At 63.6% G+C, this 16,998-nt stretch carries 11 protein-coding genes and 1 pseudogene; 3 read left to right on the forward strand and 9 right to left on the reverse strand.

The genetic code is table 11. From position 1 onward, the window contains the following. Positions 1-191: hypothetical protein (locus L610_RS20355; RefSeq protein ID WP_210245990.1), on the forward strand; the 191-nt coding region annotated here is incomplete at its 5' end. A 360-nt stretch (positions 192-551) separates the two neighbouring features. Continuing rightward, positions 552-2,507, forward strand: a complete 1,956-nt coding sequence (locus L610_RS12345) for a M23 family metallopeptidase (protein WP_144705422.1) — start codon at positions 552-554, stop codon at positions 2,505-2,507. A 70-nt stretch (positions 2,508-2,577) separates the two neighbouring features. On the opposite strand, the gene L610_RS12350 is transcribed toward L610_RS12345, so the two are convergent. From L610_RS12350 to L610_RS12390, 9 genes are all read right to left on the reverse strand, one after another. After that, a complete protein-coding gene (locus L610_RS12350; RefSeq protein ID WP_144705424.1) occupies positions 2,578-3,993 on the reverse strand; it encodes a L,D-transpeptidase in 1,416 nt (471 codons plus the stop codon). 89 nt (positions 3,994-4,082) lie between these two features. Further along, on the reverse strand, positions 4,083-5,372 hold the full coding sequence (locus L610_RS12355; RefSeq protein WP_144705426.1) for a flavin-dependent oxidoreductase: 1,290 nt from the start codon (positions 5,370-5,372) through the stop codon (positions 4,083-4,085). Positions 5,373-5,536: 164 nt separating this feature from the next. Next, a complete protein-coding gene (locus tag L610_RS12360; protein ID WP_144705429.1) occupies positions 5,537-6,103 on the reverse strand; it encodes a putative glycolipid-binding domain-containing protein in 567 nt (188 codons plus the stop codon). A 67-nt stretch (positions 6,104-6,170) separates the two neighbouring features. Next, on the reverse strand, positions 6,171-8,780 hold the full coding sequence (clpB, locus tag L610_RS12365; protein ID WP_144705431.1) for an ATP-dependent chaperone ClpB: 2,610 nt from the start codon (positions 8,778-8,780) through the stop codon (positions 6,171-6,173). Positions 8,781-9,079: 299 nt separating this feature from the next. Continuing rightward, positions 9,080-9,841 (reverse strand): DUF4167 domain-containing protein, encoded by a 762-nt coding sequence (locus L610_RS12370; protein ID WP_144705433.1) that lies wholly within the window; start codon positions 9,839-9,841, stop codon positions 9,080-9,082. A 309-nt stretch (positions 9,842-10,150) separates the two neighbouring features. After that, positions 10,151-11,017 carry a peptide chain release factor N(5)-glutamine methyltransferase gene (gene prmC / locus L610_RS12375; protein WP_144705435.1) on the reverse strand — a complete coding sequence of 289 codons (867 nt, stop codon included), beginning with the start codon at positions 11,015-11,017 and terminating at the stop codon, positions 10,151-10,153. A gap of 4 nt (positions 11,018-11,021) precedes the next feature. Continuing rightward, positions 11,022-12,101: a peptide chain release factor 1 gene (gene prfA, locus L610_RS12380; protein WP_024849277.1), complete on the reverse strand. Its 1,080-nt coding sequence runs from the start codon at positions 12,099-12,101 to the stop codon at positions 11,022-11,024. Between the two features lie 29 nt (positions 12,102-12,130). Then, on the reverse strand, positions 12,131-14,401 hold the full coding sequence (gene ptsP, locus L610_RS12385; protein WP_144705437.1) for a phosphoenolpyruvate--protein phosphotransferase: 2,271 nt from the start codon (positions 14,399-14,401) through the stop codon (positions 12,131-12,133). Between the two features lie 81 nt (positions 14,402-14,482). Then, positions 14,483-15,757, reverse strand: a complete 1,275-nt coding sequence (locus tag L610_RS12390; RefSeq protein WP_024849275.1) for an aspartate kinase — start codon at positions 15,755-15,757, stop codon at positions 14,483-14,485. 193 nt (positions 15,758-15,950) lie between these two features. On the opposite strand from L610_RS12390, the pseudogene ubiG reads away from it, so the two are divergent. Beyond that, a pseudogene (ubiG, locus tag L610_RS12395) lies at positions 15,951-16,705 on the forward strand (bifunctional 2-polyprenyl-6-hydroxyphenol methylase/3-demethylubiquinol 3-O-methyltransferase UbiG). Positions 16,706-16,998 lie beyond the last annotated feature (293 nt).

The raw sequence follows: 16,998 nt of genomic DNA on the forward strand, positions 1-16,998 counted from the left end.
TGCCGCCCACGTTTCTCTTTCTTCGCTATTCAGTTGTCAAAGATCAGACACAAAACAGTGTCCCGGGCTCCATCACCATCGGCTTCAGCCCGACGAGGTTCGCTCACGCGGCTCGCTTGAATGTCGTCCAACTCGCGGATCACAAGAGCGAAGCTCTTCGCCGCCAGCAGCGCCGCCGCCGTCGTTGGTGAGGCGTATATAGGCTCCACTCCCCAACCATGTCAACGACATTTTGCGAGAATTTTTCGCCCCGATGAACTTTTTCCCGCCTGCCCAAACCTTGCGCAAAATCAAGGCCATGGTCGAAAAATGGGCGGGCGGTGGACAACTGGCCAAAGGTCATATTGGAGCCCCATTCGCCCCATAGTCCGTTCCTCCCATGACGCGGACGCGATTGCACCGCAGTCTCCGCACAAGCGTCATCCTTTATACAGAGAGAGTGGGTTCCGGATTTTGGAGCTTTCGTTGACTTGGGGGCGTGTGACAGGCAATTGTCATCGCGCTCGACAATTCGAATGCAGTCCGCCCGAGGGGAAAGACCGCCGACCGCGATGCAGCAGTTCGATGACACCATAGCCGGGCTCGGCAACGAGCCGCCGCTCGTCGGCGACGGGCGCGCGGGTCCGCCGGACCGCCGCGAGGTGTCGGCACGCTGGCTCTCCGGCACCTTCCTGACCGGCATCACCTCCAGCGTTCTGATGGGCGCTGCCCTGTTCACCGCCCTCGATGGACGCGAGAAGCTCGCGACCCCCCCGGAGATTCTCAACCCGGCCTCGATCAGCACCACGGCCGCGGGCGACGCCGCCAAAACCACAAGGCTGGTGCCGCCGCGCACGCTTTCCCGCGCCACCGACCGGCGGCGCATGGAAGTGTCGACCATGGTCCGTGCCGGCGACCGCGACGTCGTTCGCACCATGCCGTTCGTGCATGTGAAGATGGCGCTCGCCGCAGGTCACACCACCACCCGCTCCTATCCGCCCTTCGATCCGCTGCAGGTATTCGCGGAAGACGAGAGCGCGGCGCGGCCCCGCAACGATCTTTTCGCCAGCACCGGCGTCATCTACGGTGCCAAGGTCGACAGCGAGGTCAGCCTTCGCACCACCGATTTCCCGCTCGACGTCGCGCAGTTCGAGGAGCGCAGCGCCCTTTCCGCCGACGAGGTCGAGCAGGTCGTTCGCAATACCGGCGCGATTCTCACCGATGGCGACGTCCAGGTCGCGTCGCTTCATTATGTTGACCCGCAGCGATTCGGCGGCGCTGAAGCTGCGCTCTCCAGCCTGACGCTCGGCAGCTCGTTCGGCATCCGCATCGTGCAGGAGAACGTCTCCTATGCACCGCGCGATACCGAAGGCACCGATGCCGAAGGTTATGCCGAGGACATTATCCCCTTCCCCGTCGAGCGCAACGTCGCCGAGGCGCTTGAGGAGGCTGGTTATGCCGGCGCCGATTCGGAAGGCATGGTGCGGGCGATCTCGAAGCTGATGCGCACCGAAGCGCTGAAGGCCGGCCACGTGATTCGTCTCGGCATCGAGATGGGGCGCATCGTGCGCGCCAGCATCTACAAGGGCCGCAGCCACGTCATCACCATCGCGCTCGACGACCGCAATCAGTACGTGCAGGGCAGCGAGCCGGAGCCGAATCCGGCGATCATGACCGCCTTCGACACGAACCAGCCGGCGGTGCGCAGCCGCGGCGACCTGCCGACCGTCTATGACGGCATCCACCGCGCCGCATATTCCTACGGCATGTCGCGCCCGATGACCCGGCAGCTGATCCGGCTGCTCGCATCCGATGTCGACTTCCAATCGCGCCTAACCCCGGCCGACCGGATCGAGGCCTTCTTCTCCCAGCCTGACGAGGACAATGCCGCGACGGAAAATTCCGAGCTGCTTTACGTCCAGGCAACCTTCAGCGGCACGACCCGCACCTTCTATCGCTTCCAGATGGAGGACGGCTCGGTCGAGTATTTTGACGAGGAAGGCCGCAGCTCGCGCCAGTTCCTGCTGCGCAATCCAGTTCCGAACGGCACCTTCCGCTCCGGCTTCGGCGGCCGCAAGCACCCGATCCTCGGCTATACCCGCATGCACACCGGCGTCGACTACTCCGCGCCGCGCGGCACGCCGATCATCGCCTCCGGCGACGGCGTCATCGAGAAGGCAGGCTGGGCCGGCGGCTATGGTCGACAGACCATCATCCGCCACGCCAATGGCTACAAGACCTCGTACAACCACCAGAGCGCGATTGCAGAAGGTGTCACCGAAGGCGCGAAAGTTCGCCAGGGCCAGGTGATCGGCTATGTCGGCTCGACCGGTCTTTCGACGGGCAATCACCTCCACTACGAAGTCATCGTCAACGGCACCAAGGTCGACCCGATGCGCGTGCGCCTGCCGAATGAGAAGGCGCTGAAGGGCGAACAGCTCGAAGCCTTCAAGAAGGAACGGGAGCGCATCGACCAGCTGCTGCGCGATGGGGACGAGCCGCCGCTCAAGATGGCGAGCGTCCGGTAGAAGAAAGAATGGACAAGAAAAAAGCCGGCTGGTCAGCGACCGCCAGCTTTTTCTTTTTCGTGTGAGTCGCCTATTCGATGAACTCGACGGTGACGCCCGGCGAAACCATCTTTGCCAGCTCCTCCGCGTCCCAGTTCGTCAGGCGAATGCAGCCGTTGGAGTTGGTCTTGCCGATCTTTTCCGGGTCGGGCGTACCGTGGATGCCGTAGGTCGGCTTCGACAGCGCAATCCAGACTGTGCCGACCGGACCGTTTGGCCCCGGAGGGATGGTCAGGATGCTGGTGTTGTTGCCCTGCTGGAAGTTGATCTTCGGATTATAGGTGTAGACCGGGTTCATCGCGATCCGCTCGATCGTGTGGGTGCCGGTCGGCGACGGGGTTGCGGTCGAGCCGATGGTCGACGGATAGATCGCGAGGAGCTTACCCGCGTCATCATAGACGCGCAGCTGCTTGCGGCCCTTGTCGGCAATGATGCGCGAGACCTTGCCGGTGAGCGGCTTGCCGACATTCGGCACCTTGACGATGGAGCCCGGCTTGTTGAAGTCGATGCCGGGATTGAGCGCGACCAGGTACTTCTGGTCGACATGGAAGCGCTCGCCGAGCATCTCGACTACCGAGGTGTAGCCGAGGCGCTCCATCTTTGCCTTCTCGCCATAGTCGCTCGGGATCGCGGCGACGAATGGGCCAGCCACGTCTTCCGGCTTGATCTCGTAGGTGATGAACGGATCGCCGCCGGTCGCCGCGAGTTTTTCGTCGATATAGGCGGCGTCGTAGGTGCGCAGCGTCTCGCCGGTGAGCTCGCGATAGGCATCGATCGCCTTGTTGACGTTGTCGCCGATGCGCCCGTCGATAACGCCGGGCGAGGCGCCAACGCGGTCGAGCAGGATCTGGATCTTGGCGATTTCCTCGGTGGCGCCGGTACGCGAAATCGTCGGCGCCTGGCTGACGTCGGGAATCGCGCGCGGCTGTTCCTCAAGGATCGTCGGCGTGTCAGGCGAAACCGTCGCCGTTTGGCTCTCGCCGGTGACGGGCTGCTGTTGCTCGCCGGGAACGGCGATGACCGAAGGCTGCTCCAGCGGCTGCCGCTCGACCGGGCCCGGCGTCACCAGGTCCGGATAGGGTGCAGGCGCTTCCTCATAGGGCGGCAGCTCCTCGCGCGCGTAACCGTCATCGGGGTAGACATAGTCGTCCCCATTGTCCTCCAGAATGTACTCGTCGTCCGGGTAGACTGGCTCCGCCGGATAGCGGCGGCCATAGTCGCGGTAGCGGTCGTCATAGCCGCCGCGGCCAAGCTGCTCGCGGCGGATCTCGCCACGTGCGCGGCCGCGCGGCTCACGGATCGCCACGACTTCGCCGGTGTAGACGTCAAGCAGCACTTCCCGGCCATACTGGTCATAGAAGACCTCGACCTGGCGGCTCTGTGCAGCCGCCTCCAGCGAAAGGCCCGCCACAAGAGCCAAAGTCAGGGGAATCAGTCTCGCCGTCATTCCGTTGTCCCGATTGCAAAGTGGCCGATTTCGTTGACCACGCTATCGCATGCGACATGAACGGGACATGAAAATGGCAGAATGCAACGTCACGTGAGGTTGAGCCTTGCCCCCGGCGGGATCGTTGACGCAGACGCGTTCAGCTTCTCGACGGCGAAGCCCGCGGCCGCCTTGTAGCCCGCCATGAACTCGGTGCGCTCCTCGGGCGGGATCACATCGTCGATATTGTCGAACGTGCCGCCGCAACGCTCGTCAACGAGGTTGAGCAGCCCGAACGGTCCCGCGCCGCGGTTCCGCAGCACGATCTGCGAGACTGGGCCGCAGTACTCCGCGTCGAACGCGGCCAGCGCATCCGGGGTAAGGCCATGCCGGAGGAAAAGAGCGCCGAGCAGGCGCGCATCCATGATCCCCTGGCTCGCGCCATTCGAGCCGGTCGGGTACATCGGGTGTGCGGCGTCGCCGATCAAGAGAACCCGGCCGTCATGCCAGGTCGGAACCGGATCGCGGTCGATCATCGGGTTCTCGTACGCGATCTCGGCACCACGCAGCAGCGCCGGAATGTCCAGCCATTCATAGGTCCAGCCGTCGAAGTGGTGCGCGAAGTCGTCGATCTCGACCGGCTTGAACCAGCCGCTGTTCTTCCAGCCTTCGGACGGATCGACCGTCACCTCGGCGATCCAGTTGATGGTCGCAAGGCCGGTTTCGGCATCGGGAGCGGAGATCGGGTAGAAGACGAAGCGGTGCCGGTGGGTGCCGAGGCCGACGAACGAAGCGCAGGTGCGAATCGGGATGCCGGGGCTGGTGCCGCGCCACATGATCGCGCCGCCCCAGTGGATCGGCGGCTGGTCGGGATGCATCTGCGCGCGCACCGCCGAGTGCAGGCCGTCGGCGCCGATGAGAAGGCAGCCCTTCTCTTCGTAACCTTCGCCATCAGCCGTCTCGACAATCGCGGAAACCGTTCCGTCCTCGTTGTTCCGGTAGCCGGCGACGCGGGCGCCGAATCGGATGACGTCCGGCCCTGCCCGCTCGACCAGCTTGCGGTAGAGCATCATCTGCAGCTCGCCACGATGGACCGAATATTGCGGCCATTTGTATCCGGCCAGCAGTCCACGCGGTTCGGAATAGATATCGTTGCCGTTGAGGCCAACCAGCGCCCATTCGCGCGTCTGCATGCCGATCGCATCGAGATCGGCTTCGGTGATGCCGAGGTCGAAGAGCTCGCGCACCGCATTTGGCTGCAGGTTGATGCCGACGCCGAGCGGCCGCAGGTCACGCACGGATTCGAGAACGAGGACCGGCGCGCCGATCTGGTGCAGCGTCAGTGCGAGCGACAAGCCGGCGATGCCACCGCCAGCAATAATTACGGGTTCTGCAGTCACGGCCCCTCCCCTGGGCTGTAGTATTCAGAGCAGTCCGGGAAAGGTCATGCTCTGCCAAGGCACGGGACAAGCCCGGCCAGTTCCTCCACTTTCGCGGGATGCTGTAGATGATTTTGCGCCCGAGTGAAACTGGCGCGCCAACTATTCGAGTGAGGCCTGTGGTCTCACTCGGTTACATGAACCCGCTCGAACAGGTTGCGATACTCCTGCACAAGCCCGTCCGCATCGACGACCAGTTCGGCCTCAAAGCCAGCGGCGGTGCCTAGGTCGATGTAGCGGATGATGTCACGGCTCTGGCGCAGATAGCGCTGGCGCGAGCGGACAACAGAAAGATCGGCCGCGTCGACATATACGGTATCGAGTGTGAGCTCCGCCCCAACCTCCGCGCCGAGTCGGCGGATCGGCAAGGTGTTGCAGAATGGCGTCGCCGACAGGTCCGGCTCGTCGGCGCCGTTGAGGTCGCTGCGCACCTCGCCGTTGACCGTCCAGCCGCCGCCCGCGCGTTCCATCCGAACGTCCTGTCGTCCGGACTTGCCATATTTGTGCATTTCGAGGGATGTCGTTCGCCACTCGCCATCGAGCAGCCATTCGTAGTCGAGCTGGAAGCCAGAATACTCGATGCTGACTATGGTTGAGCTGGCGCGAATGCCACCCGCCCCGGCCTCGAGTTCCAGACGTTCGAGCGCCGTCAGGTCGAGCCGCCGCCAGAAGAGGATCATCTTGCCCTGCATGGCATTTTGTCCCCGTCATGGTTGTGCACCCTCCCCCATGGGAGAAGGGTGCCTGTTGTTGTGGTCGTCAGGCCGCTGCCGCCTCGGTTTCCGCCGCGCGCTGCTTCGGGCGGAAGATCAGCCGGTCGGAACCGGACGTGATCTTGACGATCGAGCCATCAAGTATTTCGCCCATCAGGATCTTCTCGGCGAGCGGATCCTGCAGTTCCTTCTGGATCACGCGCTTGAGCGGACGGGCGCCATAGGCGGGATCATAACCCTTTTCCGCCAGCCATTCGACCGCCTCATCATCGAGATCGAGGACGACCTTGCGATCCTCGAGCAGCTTCTCGAGTCGACCCAGCTGGATCTGGACGATCTGGCCCATGTCCTTGCGCCGCAGACGGTGGAAGATGATCACTTCATCGATGCGGTTATAGAACTCCGGCCGGAAGGCAGACTTCACAGCGTTCATCACCGACTCGCGCACCTTGCCGACGTCCTCATTCTCGCCGAGCGAGACAAGATACTCGGCGCCGAGGTTCGACGTCATGATGATCAGGGTGTTGCGGAAGTCGACCGTACGGCCCTGGCCATCGGTCAAGCGGCCGTCATCTAGCACCTGCAGCAGCACGTTGAAGACGTCCGGGTGCGCCTTTTCGACCTCATCGAACAGGATCACCTGATAGGGCCGGCGCCGGACCGCCTCGGTGAGCACGCCGCCTTCCTCATAGCCGACATAGCCGGGAGGTGCGCCGATCAGTCGGGCGACGGAGTGCTTCTCCATGAATTCCGACATGTCGATACGGACCATCGCGGTGTCGTCGTCGAACAGGAATGCAGCCAGCGCCTTGGTCAGCTCCGTCTTGCCGACGCCAGTCGGGCCAAGGAACATGAACGAGCCGATCGGACGGTTCGGGTCCTGCAGGCCGGCACGCGCGCGGCGCACCGCCTTGGAGACCGCCTGGATCGCCTCACCCTGCCCTACGACACGCTTGGCAAGTTCGTCTTCCATGCGCATCAGCTTCTCGCGCTGCCCCTCGAGCATCTTCTCGACCGGAATGCCGGTCCAACGCGACACGACATGCGCGATGTGCTGCGGCGTCACGGTCTCTTCGACCATCGAGCCCGCGCTGTCATGGGCTTCCGCTTCAGCGAGCTTCTTTTCGAGCTCGGGGATGCGGCCATAGGCGAGCTCACCCGCCTTGGCGAACTCGCCCTTTCGCTGGGCGATCGCCAGTTCATTGCGCGCCTCGTCGAGCTGCTTCTTCAGTTCCGCGGCGAGGCCCAGCTTCTGCTTCTCGGCCTGCCACTTCGCCGTCAGCGTCGCTGACTTTTCCTCAACTTCGGCGAGTTCCTTCTCCAGCCTGACCAGGCGATCCTTCGACGCCTCGTCGGTCTCGACCTTCAGCGCCTCGCGCTCGATCTTCAGCTGCATGATGCGGCGGTCGAGTTCGTCGAGCTCTTCAGGCTTCGAATCGACCTGCATGCGCAGGCGCGAAGCCGATTCGTCGACAAGGTCGATCGCCTTGTCCGGCAGGAAGCGGTCGGTGATGTAGCGGTTGGACAGCATTGCCGCCGAGACCAGCGCCGAGTCGGAGATGCGCACCTTGTGGTGCTGCTCGTACTTTTCCTTGATGCCGCGCAGGATCGAGATCGTGTCCTCGACCGTCGGCTCTTCAACGAAGACCGGCTGGAAGCGGCGGGCAAGTGCGGCGTCCTTCTCGATGTACTTGCGGTACTCGTCGAGCGTGGTCGCGCCAACGCAGTGCAGTTCGCCGCGCGCCAGCGCCGGCTTCAGAAGGTTCGATGCATCCATCGCACCCTCGGACTTGCCGGCGCCGACCAGCGTGTGCATCTCGTCGATGAACAGGATGATGCCCCCTTCGGCTGCCGTCACCTCAGACAGCACTGCCTTCAGACGCTCCTCAAACTCGCCGCGATACTTCGCGCCGGCGATTAGCGAGCCCATGTCGAGCGCCATCAGCTGCTTGTCCTTGAGGGACTCAGGCACGTCGCCATTGACGATGCGCAGCGCCAGGCCTTCCGCGATCGCGGTCTTGCCCACGCCCGGTTCGCCAATCAGCACCGGGTTGTTCTTCGTGCGACGCGACAGCACCTGGATGGTGCGGCGAATTTCGTCGTCGCGTCCGATCACCGGATCAAGTCGGCCGGCACGCGCGTCAGCCGTCAGGTCGCGCGCATACTTCTTCAGCGCGTCATAGCCCTGCTCGGCAGATGCCGAATCGGCGGTGCGGCCCTTGCGGATGTCCTCGATCACGCGGTTGAGCGCAGTCGCCGTTACACCCGCCTTCGCGAGGATGTCGGCGGTTTTTGCCGACTTCTCGACAGCAAGTGCGGTCAGGAGGCGCTCAACAGTCACGAAGGAATCGCCGGCCTTCTTCGCCAGTTCCTCGGCGGTCGCGAAAACCTTGGCCAGCGGCTGCGACAGGTAGAGCTGCCCGTTGCCGCCTTCGACCCGCGGCAGTGCATCAAGGGCTGCCTCGACGCCGAGGCGCACGTCCTTTGAGCGTCCGCCGGCACGCTCGATCAGCGAGGATGCAAAGCCCTCCTCGTCATCGATCAGGACCTTCAGGATATGCTCGGGCGTGAACTGCTGATGATTGCGGAAAAGCGCTATCGTCTGGGCAGACTGGATGAAACCCCGCACGCGCTCGGAATACTTCTCAATGTTCATCGGTGTCTCCATTCCCTGACCGGCCCGCCATGCAGCACCGGATCAGATTCAATGTGACGGACCCCCATCGACGCCATGACCGTAGTCAAAACGTCTTCGCGGCAGGCCCCGTTGACGCGGATATGGGCATGTCAGCCGACCGGCTCAAGAGCTTGTGAAGGCGACAAGAAGAACTTTTTTGCAGTGTCTCGCGAAGAGCCTTTTCACCACCGCCTCATGGACACGATAACGCATTTTCCGGCGACACAAACGAAAACGGCGGGCCTGAGCCCGCCGTCCTGAACTGCTGTATCGGAAGCTTACTGTGCCGCTTCGGTGATCGGCTCGTCGCCGGACGTGCCTGCTTCGCTCGCCTCTTCGCCGGACTTCAGGCGCGGGCGGCGGGTGCGGCGCGGCCGACGGGCAGGAGCATCTTCCTGTTCACCATCCGTCGGCGAAGCTTCGCCATTGGCTGCGGCAGCGGGTGCTGCCTCCTCGGCGGCTTCAGCCTTCGGCGCCTCGGCCGGAGCCTCGGCTGCAGCGGCAGCGCGCGAACGGCGACCACCTTCCTGCTTCGGCTGGGCGGGCGCCTCGACTTCCGCCGCGTCGGTCAGGGCAACCTCAGCAGGCGTGCCCTCGATGACCGGCTGCGGCTCGCTGCCGTCACGCGGCTGCTCGGCACCATCGCCATCGCGGTGACGACCACGCTCGTGGCGCTGCTGATGCTGCGGCTGGACCGGCGTGAAACCGTCGTCCATCTCGTCGTCGGCATCCTCGTCGTCGCGAATGTCGCGAACCGGCTGCTGCGGCATCTGCGCCATCGCCGCCATGATGATGCGGTTATAGTGCTCTGCGTGCTGCAGGTAGTTCTCGGCCATGACACGATCGCCGGCGCTCTGGGCGTCCCGTGCGAGTGCGGTGTACTTTTCGGCGATCTGCTGAGCGGAGCCGCGGATCTTTACGTCCGGGCCGTTACTCTCGTACGTGCGGGTTAGCGGATTCGGGCCTTTACGGTTCTGGTTATTGCCGTTGTTATTGCCGCCGCCGCGCCCGCGCATGCGCCTGTTCTGCTGTGGCCTCATTCTGGTCTCTCTTTTGAGGATGCCAATGTCCGCTCAGACGGAGTCGCCGTCCGCGTAGCGTCCTTTGATGGCGGTCAGCCGCTGGAAACGGGCTATCGCCACGTAATTCCTGTCCCGTTCATGTACTTTCCGGACGTTCCCCGCACGAAGCTCAAGCGCTATGGCTTATGCAAGAAGGCAGTCTGTTCACGCTGTTCACAGGGAACCGAATCGATAACGGCACTGCCTGCCTCGTCACATCCGGTGCCGGGAAACTAGCGGCAATAACTGCCTTTGCCAAGCGCTTTTTTCTTCGACTCACCCAAGCAGCTAGAGCTTAAAGGCAAGGGATCTGCGGTGTCCACCAAGGTCATCTGCGCCTTCTACGAGAACGAAGCCGCGGGCCCTGAAGATCGCCTCGACCGCATCAGGCTGATCGTATCCGACTTCAACAACTACAACGCCAGCTTCCAGCAAATGTTCCGGAGCACCGGCCGCGATAGCCCGATAGGCATCCAGCCCATCCGGCCCGCCATCGAGCGCTGCGAGGGGATCGAAATCCCGGACTTCGCGCTCAAGTGAAGTAATCACATCTGTCGGTATGTAGGGCGGGTTCGAGACGATTACGTCAAATCGCCGGTCAATATTGTCGTACCAGCTGGACCTCAGGGTCTCGAAACGATCCGCGACACCATTGATATCGGCATTGCTCTTCGCCGTTGCAAGGGCATCGGGCGAAATATCTGTCGCCAGCGCCCGCGCGCGGGGTTCCTCATGGATGAGCGCGAGCGCTATCGCGCCCGTTCCGGTGCCCATGTCGAGGATCGAACAGCTGCCCTTTTCCTCCGCGATGCGACGCACATAGGGCAGCGCGAGCTCCACCAGCGATTCCGTATCGGGCCGGGGCTCCAGAGTTTCTGCGGAAATCTTTAGCTGCAGGCCGTAGAATTCCCGATAGCCGATGATGCGGTGGACAGGCTCACCGTTAAGCCGGCGATCGAGTGCAGCAAGCACCGCCTCTACCCGCTCCTGCGGGATCACACGTTCGGGATCAAGCACCGCATCGGTGCGGCTGGTGCCGGTAAAGTGTTCGACGAGCAGGCGCGCATCGAGCGCCGCGCTCTGCTTGCCGGCCTGCTCCAGTACGGAACGCACATGCCGGATGAGAGGTCCCAGCGCCGGGCGCGGCTGCTGCATCTCGTCAGCCGTCCTGACCGGCTTCCAGCAGCAGCTTCGACTGGTGGTCGGCGATCAGCGCCTGGATGACCTCGTCGAGCTCACCCATCATCACCCGGTCGAGCTTGTAGAGCGTCAGGTTGATGCGGTGATCGGTCAGGCGCCCCTGCGGGAAGTTGTAGGTGCGGATGCGCTCCGAGCGGTCGCCAGAGCCGACCTGCAGGCGCCGAGCTTCCGAACGCTCGCTCGCGGCCTTCTCGCGCTCCATGTCGTAGAGACGGGCGCGCAGGATCTGCATGGCGCGGGCCCGGTTCTGGTGCTGCGACTTTTCCGCCGAAACCACCATGATGCCGGTCGGCAGGTGGGTGATGCGCACGGCCGAGTCGGTGGTGTTGACGTGCTGGCCGCCAGCACCGGACGCACGCATCGTGTCGATGCGGATGTCTTCGGCTTTGATCTCGATGTCGACCTCTTCCGCTTCCGGAAGCACCGCGACTGTTGCTGCGGACGTATGGATGCGACCGCCCGCCTCCGTCTCTGGCACGCGCTGGACGCGGTGGACGCCCGATTCGAACTTCAGGTGCGCGAAAACGCCTTTGCCCGACACCGAGGCGATGATTTCCTTGTAGCCGCCGACTTCGCCCTCGCTCGCCGAGACGACCTCGACACGCCAGCCCTTGGAAGCAGCATAGCGCTCGTACATGCGAAACAGGTCGCCGGCGAACAGCGCGGCCTCGTCGCCGCCGGTGCCTGCGCGGATTTCGAGGATCGCGTTCTTCTCGTCGGCAGCGTCCTTCGGCAGCAGAAGGATCTGGATTTCCTTCTTCAGCTCTTCGAGCTTTTCCTCGACGCCCGGCAGCTCGGCTTCGGCGAGCTCGCGCATCTCCGCATCGAGCGACTTGTCTTCGAGCATCGCCTCAAGGTCGGCAAGTTCATCCTCGGCCGCACGCAGCTCACGGATCTTGCCTGCCATTTCCTGAAGCTCGGAATATTCCGACGCGAGCTTGACGTAGACGTCTGGCTCCGGACCAGCCGCCATCTGCACTTCGAGCAGTTCGAAGCGTTTCAGGACCTGGTCCATCCGGTCGCGCGGCAAATCGATCATGTGTTGTCCGTAATGGGCGTCAAAAAGGATCAGAGCGGAATGTTGTGCTCTTCGGCGAATGCCTTGAGCAATGCGCGCACGTCGCGCTCGCAGCTCTGGCCGTTCAAGAGGTCATCCATGATTTCGGTCAGCTTGCCAAGCGGCAGTTCCACCAGCATCGCCTTGACCGGGCCGATGGCAGCCGGGGACATAGAAATCGCGCGGTAGCCGACGGCGAGCAGCGCCATTGCCGAGATAGGCCTACCGGCCATCTCGCCGCAGAGCGTAACGGAGGTACCCGTCTCCTGGCCCATGTCGGCGATCTGGCGCAGGACGCGCAGGAACGGCACCGAGATTGGATCGTAACGGTCCGCAACCTGGTTGTTGCCACGGTCGGTTGCCGTGATGAACTGGAACAGGTCGTTCGAGCCGACGGAAATGAAGTCGACCGCGTTCATCACCTCTTCGAGCTGCCACAGCAGCGCCGGCACCTCGACCATGGCGCCGAGCTTCAGCGTGTTCGGCAGATGGTGCGCGAAGCGCGACAGGTGCCGGACTTCCTTGTCGATGATCTCGCGGGCCTGGCGGATCTCGGTCAGCGTCGTGACCATCGGCAGCATGACGCGCAGCTCGCGCCCGCCGGCAGCCTTCAGCAGCGCACGGATCTGCGTGCGTAAGAGGCCGGGACGATCCAGCGTCAGGCGCACCGCGCGCCAGCCGAGTGCCGGGTTCTCCTCGTGGCCAACGCCCTTGAAATAGGGCAGCACCTTGTCGCCGCCGATGTCGATGGTGCGGAAGGTGACCGGTCGGTTACCGGCGGCATCCAGCACTTCGCGATAGAGACGCTCCTGCGCCTCGGCACGCGGGAAGGTAGACGCCACCATGAACTGCAGCTCAGTGCGGAACAGGCCGATGCCGGCTGCACCCGACTGCTCAAGCTGCGGCAGGTCAACCGCCAGGCCAGCGTTCATAAGCAGGTCGACCTTGACGCCGTCCTTCGTCTCGCTCGGCTTGTCGCGCAGCTCGCGATAGAGCTTCTGCTTGCGCGCGCGAAACCGGACTTTTTCCGCATAGGCCTTCTCGACGTCGGCCTGCGGGCGCAGGTGGACGACGCCCTCGTCGCCGTCGACGATGATTGCGTCGCCGTTCTCCGACATGGAGACGGCGCCTTTCATCTGGCCCGCGACGGGAATGCCCATCGCGCGCGCCACGATGACGACGTGGCTGGTGATCGCGCCCTCTTCCAGCACGAGGCCGCGCAGCTTCTCGCGCGGATAATCAAGGAGTTCGGCCGCCCCCATCGAGCGGGCAACGATGATCGCGTCGCGCGGCAGCGAGCTTGCAAGCATCTCCGGGCCACCGCCCAAGAGCATCCGCAACAGGCGGTTGGCGAGATCGTCGAAGTCGCTCATCCGCTCGCGCAGATAGGGGTCGGTCATGTGCAGCATGCGCGCGCGCATGTCGCTCTGCACCTTCTCGACCGCCGCTTCCGCCGTCAGGCCGTTGCGAATCGCCTCCTCAAGGCGACGCACCCAGCCGCGGTCGTTGGCGAACATGCGGTAGGCCTCGAGCACCTCGCGATGCTCGCCTTCAAAGGCGATCTCGCGGCGCGACAGCATGTCGTCGATCGACAGGCGCAGCGAGCTCAACGCCTTTTCGAGGCGCTGGAGTTCTGCCTCGCTGTCCTCATTGAAGAGGTTGGTAACGACGATGCGTGGCTCGTGCAGGCGCACATGGCCAAGCCCGACGCCATCGCTAAAGGAGGCGCCCTTCAGGGTGACCGGACGCGATAGATCCAGTTCGATGCCAGGCCGCGCCAGGCGCGCAAGGTCGCCGGTTGCGATCATCTCGGCGATGACCATCGCCGTCGTTTCCAGCGCCTCTACCTCGTCCTCGCGATAGACGCGCTGCGTGCGGTTCTGCACGACGAGGACGCCGAGGGTGCGGCCGGCGCGCAGCACCGGCACGCCAAGGAAGGAATGATAGATCTCTTCGCCGGTCTCCGGCAGGTAGGCGAAGGCAGGATGCTTTTGCGCATCGGAAAGGTTCAGCGCCCGCGCGCTCGCGGCGATGGTGCCGACGAGGCCCTCGCCGAGGCGCAGCTGCGCATTATGAACCGCGTTCCGGTTGAGGCCCTCGGTGGCGTAGAGCTCGAGGACCGAATCAGCGCGCAGCACATAGAGGGAGCAGACCTCCGCGACCATATTCTGCGCGATATGGTACACGATCTGGTCGAGCCGCTCCTGCGGCTCGAGCGGTTCGGCCATCAGCTCACGAAGCCGTCTCAGCAATAGGCGTGGGCCAGCGGCCGTGTCACGCATGAGCGCTTCCCTCCAATGCCGGAAGGACGGCTAGACCACTCGCGCGGTCCCCGTCCTCTCCAGAGTTCCGGTGCGTACTGCCTACTGCTTATCGAGGCCGTAGACTGAATGTAAAGTCCGGACTGCCAGTTCGGTGTAGGGGCCGTCGATCAGGATGGAGATCTTGATCTCCGAGGTCGTGATCGCACGGATATTGATACCCTTTTCCGCCAGGGCTCGGAAGGCGGTGGCCGCCACGCCCGTATGGCTGCGCATGCCGATGCCGATGATCGAGACCTTCGACATGCCGTCCTCGTGCTGGACAGCGTCGAACCCGACGGTTTCCTTAACCTTCTCGAGCGTCAGCAGCGCCTTCGGCAGATCGCCTGCCGGGACGGTGAAGGTCATGTCGGTGTAGGATCCGTCCTCGGAAATGTTCTGGACGATCATGTCCACATTGATGCCGGCCTCGGCCAGAGGGCCGAAGATGCCTGCAGCAACGCCCGGACGGTCCGAAACGCGGCGCAGGGAAATCTGCGCCTCGTCCTTGGCGTAGGCGATGCCGGTGACGACTTGCTGTTCCACGATTTCATCCTCGTCGCAAATGAGGGTTCCGGGCGGGTTGAGAAGATCGCCCATTCCAGGGGCGTCGGGCTCGACGAACGAGGAACGAACGAAGGTGCGTACCTTGTGCACCATCGCAAGCTCGACCGAGCGGACCTGAAGCACTTTCGCGCCAAGCGACGCCATTTCCAGCATTTCCTCGAAGGAAATCTTGGCAAGGCGGCGCGCCTTGGGCTCGATGCGCGGATCGGTCGTGTAGACGCCGTCCACGTCGGTGTAGATGTCGCAGCGATCGGCCTTCACCGCAGCGGCGATCGCCACCGCGCTGGTGTCAGAGCCGCCGCGGCCAAGCGTCGAAATGCGGTTGTCCGGAGCAATGCCTTGGAAACCGGCGATGACCGCGACCTGGCCTTCCTTGAAACGCTCGATCAAGAACGAACCGTCGATGTCCTCGATGCGCGCGGCACCGTGGGCATTGTTGGTCTTGACCGGGATCTGCCAACCCTGCCAGGACCGAGCATTGATGCCCATCGACTGCAGGACGAGGGCGAGAAGGCCCGATGTTACCTGTTCGCCCGAAGCGACGACGGCGTCGTATTCGCGTGCGTCGTATATGTTCAGGTTGGCGCCTTCGGCTTTCGAAGCTTCCTGAACCCAGCCGACCAGTTCGTTGGTCTTGCCGGCCATCGCCGACACGACAACGGCAACCTCGTGGCCAGCATCGACCTCGCGTTTCACATGCCGCGCCACGTTGCGGATGCGGGCGATGTCGGCGACGGAGGTTCCGCCGAATTTCATCACGATGCGCGCCATGGAAGCGATATGTCCTCGATACGGCCGGAGCAAAAACTCCGGAGAACTTCAGATTGAAGCGCCTGCCGGGCGGCGGCGCGAATGCGCGGGTTCCATAGCCAAATCCGCGCAGCTTCGCAAGCGAATGGCTAGGTTGCGGGTTGACATTCTGGGCGCCCTCCCCGACTTCATTGCGCTGAAGGAGACACAGACTATGACCCAACCCCGACGAACGACCATCGACGCGGGCGAAGTGGAGCGTTTCTCCGCGCTTGCCGCTGAGTGGTGGAATCCGAACGGGAAATTCCGTCCGCTGCACAAGTTCAATCCGGTCCGCCTCGCCTACATCCGCGACCAGGTTGCGGCGCGTTTCGGTCGTGACCCGCGAGCGGCAAAGCCGTTCGAGGGGCTGCGGATTCTTGACATCGGCTGGGGGGGGGGGGCGCCGGGGGGGGGGAGCCACTGGCTCGTCTTGGCGCGGAAGTAGTTGGTGCGGATGCGTCCGAGACCAACATCGAGGTCGCCAAGCTGCACGCCCAGGAAGCCGGCGTATCGATCGACTACCGGGCAACCACGGCGGAAGACCTCGCCGACGCCGGCGAGACCTTTGACGTCGTGCTGGCGATGGAAGTCGTCGAGCACGTTGCCGACGTCGAGCTGTTCATTTCCAAGTCGGCGCAGATGGTGCGTCCCGGCGGCATCATGTTCGTCGCCACCATCAACCGCACGCTGAAGGCCTACGCGCTCGCCATCATCGGCGCCGAATATGTCCTGCGCTGGCTCAAGCGCGGCACCCACCAGTACGAGAAGCTGGTGCGCCCGGAAGAGCTCGAACGCGCGCTCAACAATGCCAACATGACGGTCATCGACCGCACCGGCGTTACCTACAATCCGCTCGCGGACCGCTGGGGCCGCTCCAAGGACATGGACGTCAACTACATGGTCCTGGCAGAGAAGACGGCGCAGTAACCTGGGCCGTTTGACCAACGGGTGCGCTGACGGAGAGAAGCCGGAGCACGGTTAAGCAAGCTCCTTGCGGTCACATCTTCCTCCTGCGCAGCTCTCTAAGAGCCCCCTCCACCACCTTCGGTGGTCCCCCTCCCCCGCTTCGCAGGGGAGGATCCGCCGGCCGCGATTGGGTTGCCAACCGTGAACGTTTGCGAAAGCTGCGAAGGCGGGACTTCGACAAGTAAGCACCTGGGATATGCTTCGACCTGAATCCTGCAGCCCTCGGGGCACCAGTCTTGTCTGGCGCCCTGGCG

The organism is Aminobacter sp. J44, assembly GCF_007829415.1.
In the GTDB taxonomy this organism is placed as follows: domain Bacteria; phylum Pseudomonadota; class Alphaproteobacteria; order Rhizobiales; family Rhizobiaceae; genus Aerobium.

Bases quoted from the DNA above. Each gene is read 5' to 3' on its own strand.
- L610_RS12370 (WP_144705433.1), bottom strand. From the start codon at position 9,841: ATGAGGCCACAGCAGAACAGGCGCATGCGCGGGCGCGGCGGCGGCAAT.
- L610_RS12360 (WP_144705429.1), bottom strand. From the start codon at position 6,103: ATGCAGGGCAAGATGATCCTCTTCTGGCGGCGGCTCGACCTGACGGCG.
- ptsP (WP_144705437.1), bottom strand. From the start codon at position 14,401: ATGCGTGACACGGCCGCTGGCCCACGCCTATTGCTGAGACGGCTTCGT.
- clpB (WP_144705431.1), bottom strand. From the start codon at position 8,780: ATGAACATTGAGAAGTATTCCGAGCGCGTGCGGGGTTTCATCCAGTCT.
- L610_RS12350 (WP_144705424.1), bottom strand. From the start codon at position 3,993: ATGACGGCGAGACTGATTCCCCTGACTTTGGCTCTTGTGGCGGGCCTT.
- L610_RS12390 (WP_024849275.1), bottom strand. From the start codon at position 15,757: ATGGCGCGCATCGTGATGAAATTCGGCGGAACCTCCGTCGCCGACATC.
- prfA (WP_024849277.1), bottom strand. From the start codon at position 12,101: ATGATCGATTTGCCGCGCGACCGGATGGACCAGGTCCTGAAACGCTTC.
- prmC (WP_144705435.1), bottom strand. From the start codon at position 11,017: ATGCAGCAGCCGCGCCCGGCGCTGGGACCTCTCATCCGGCATGTGCGT.
- L610_RS12345 (WP_144705422.1), top strand. From the start codon at position 552: ATGCAGCAGTTCGATGACACCATAGCCGGGCTCGGCAACGAGCCGCCG.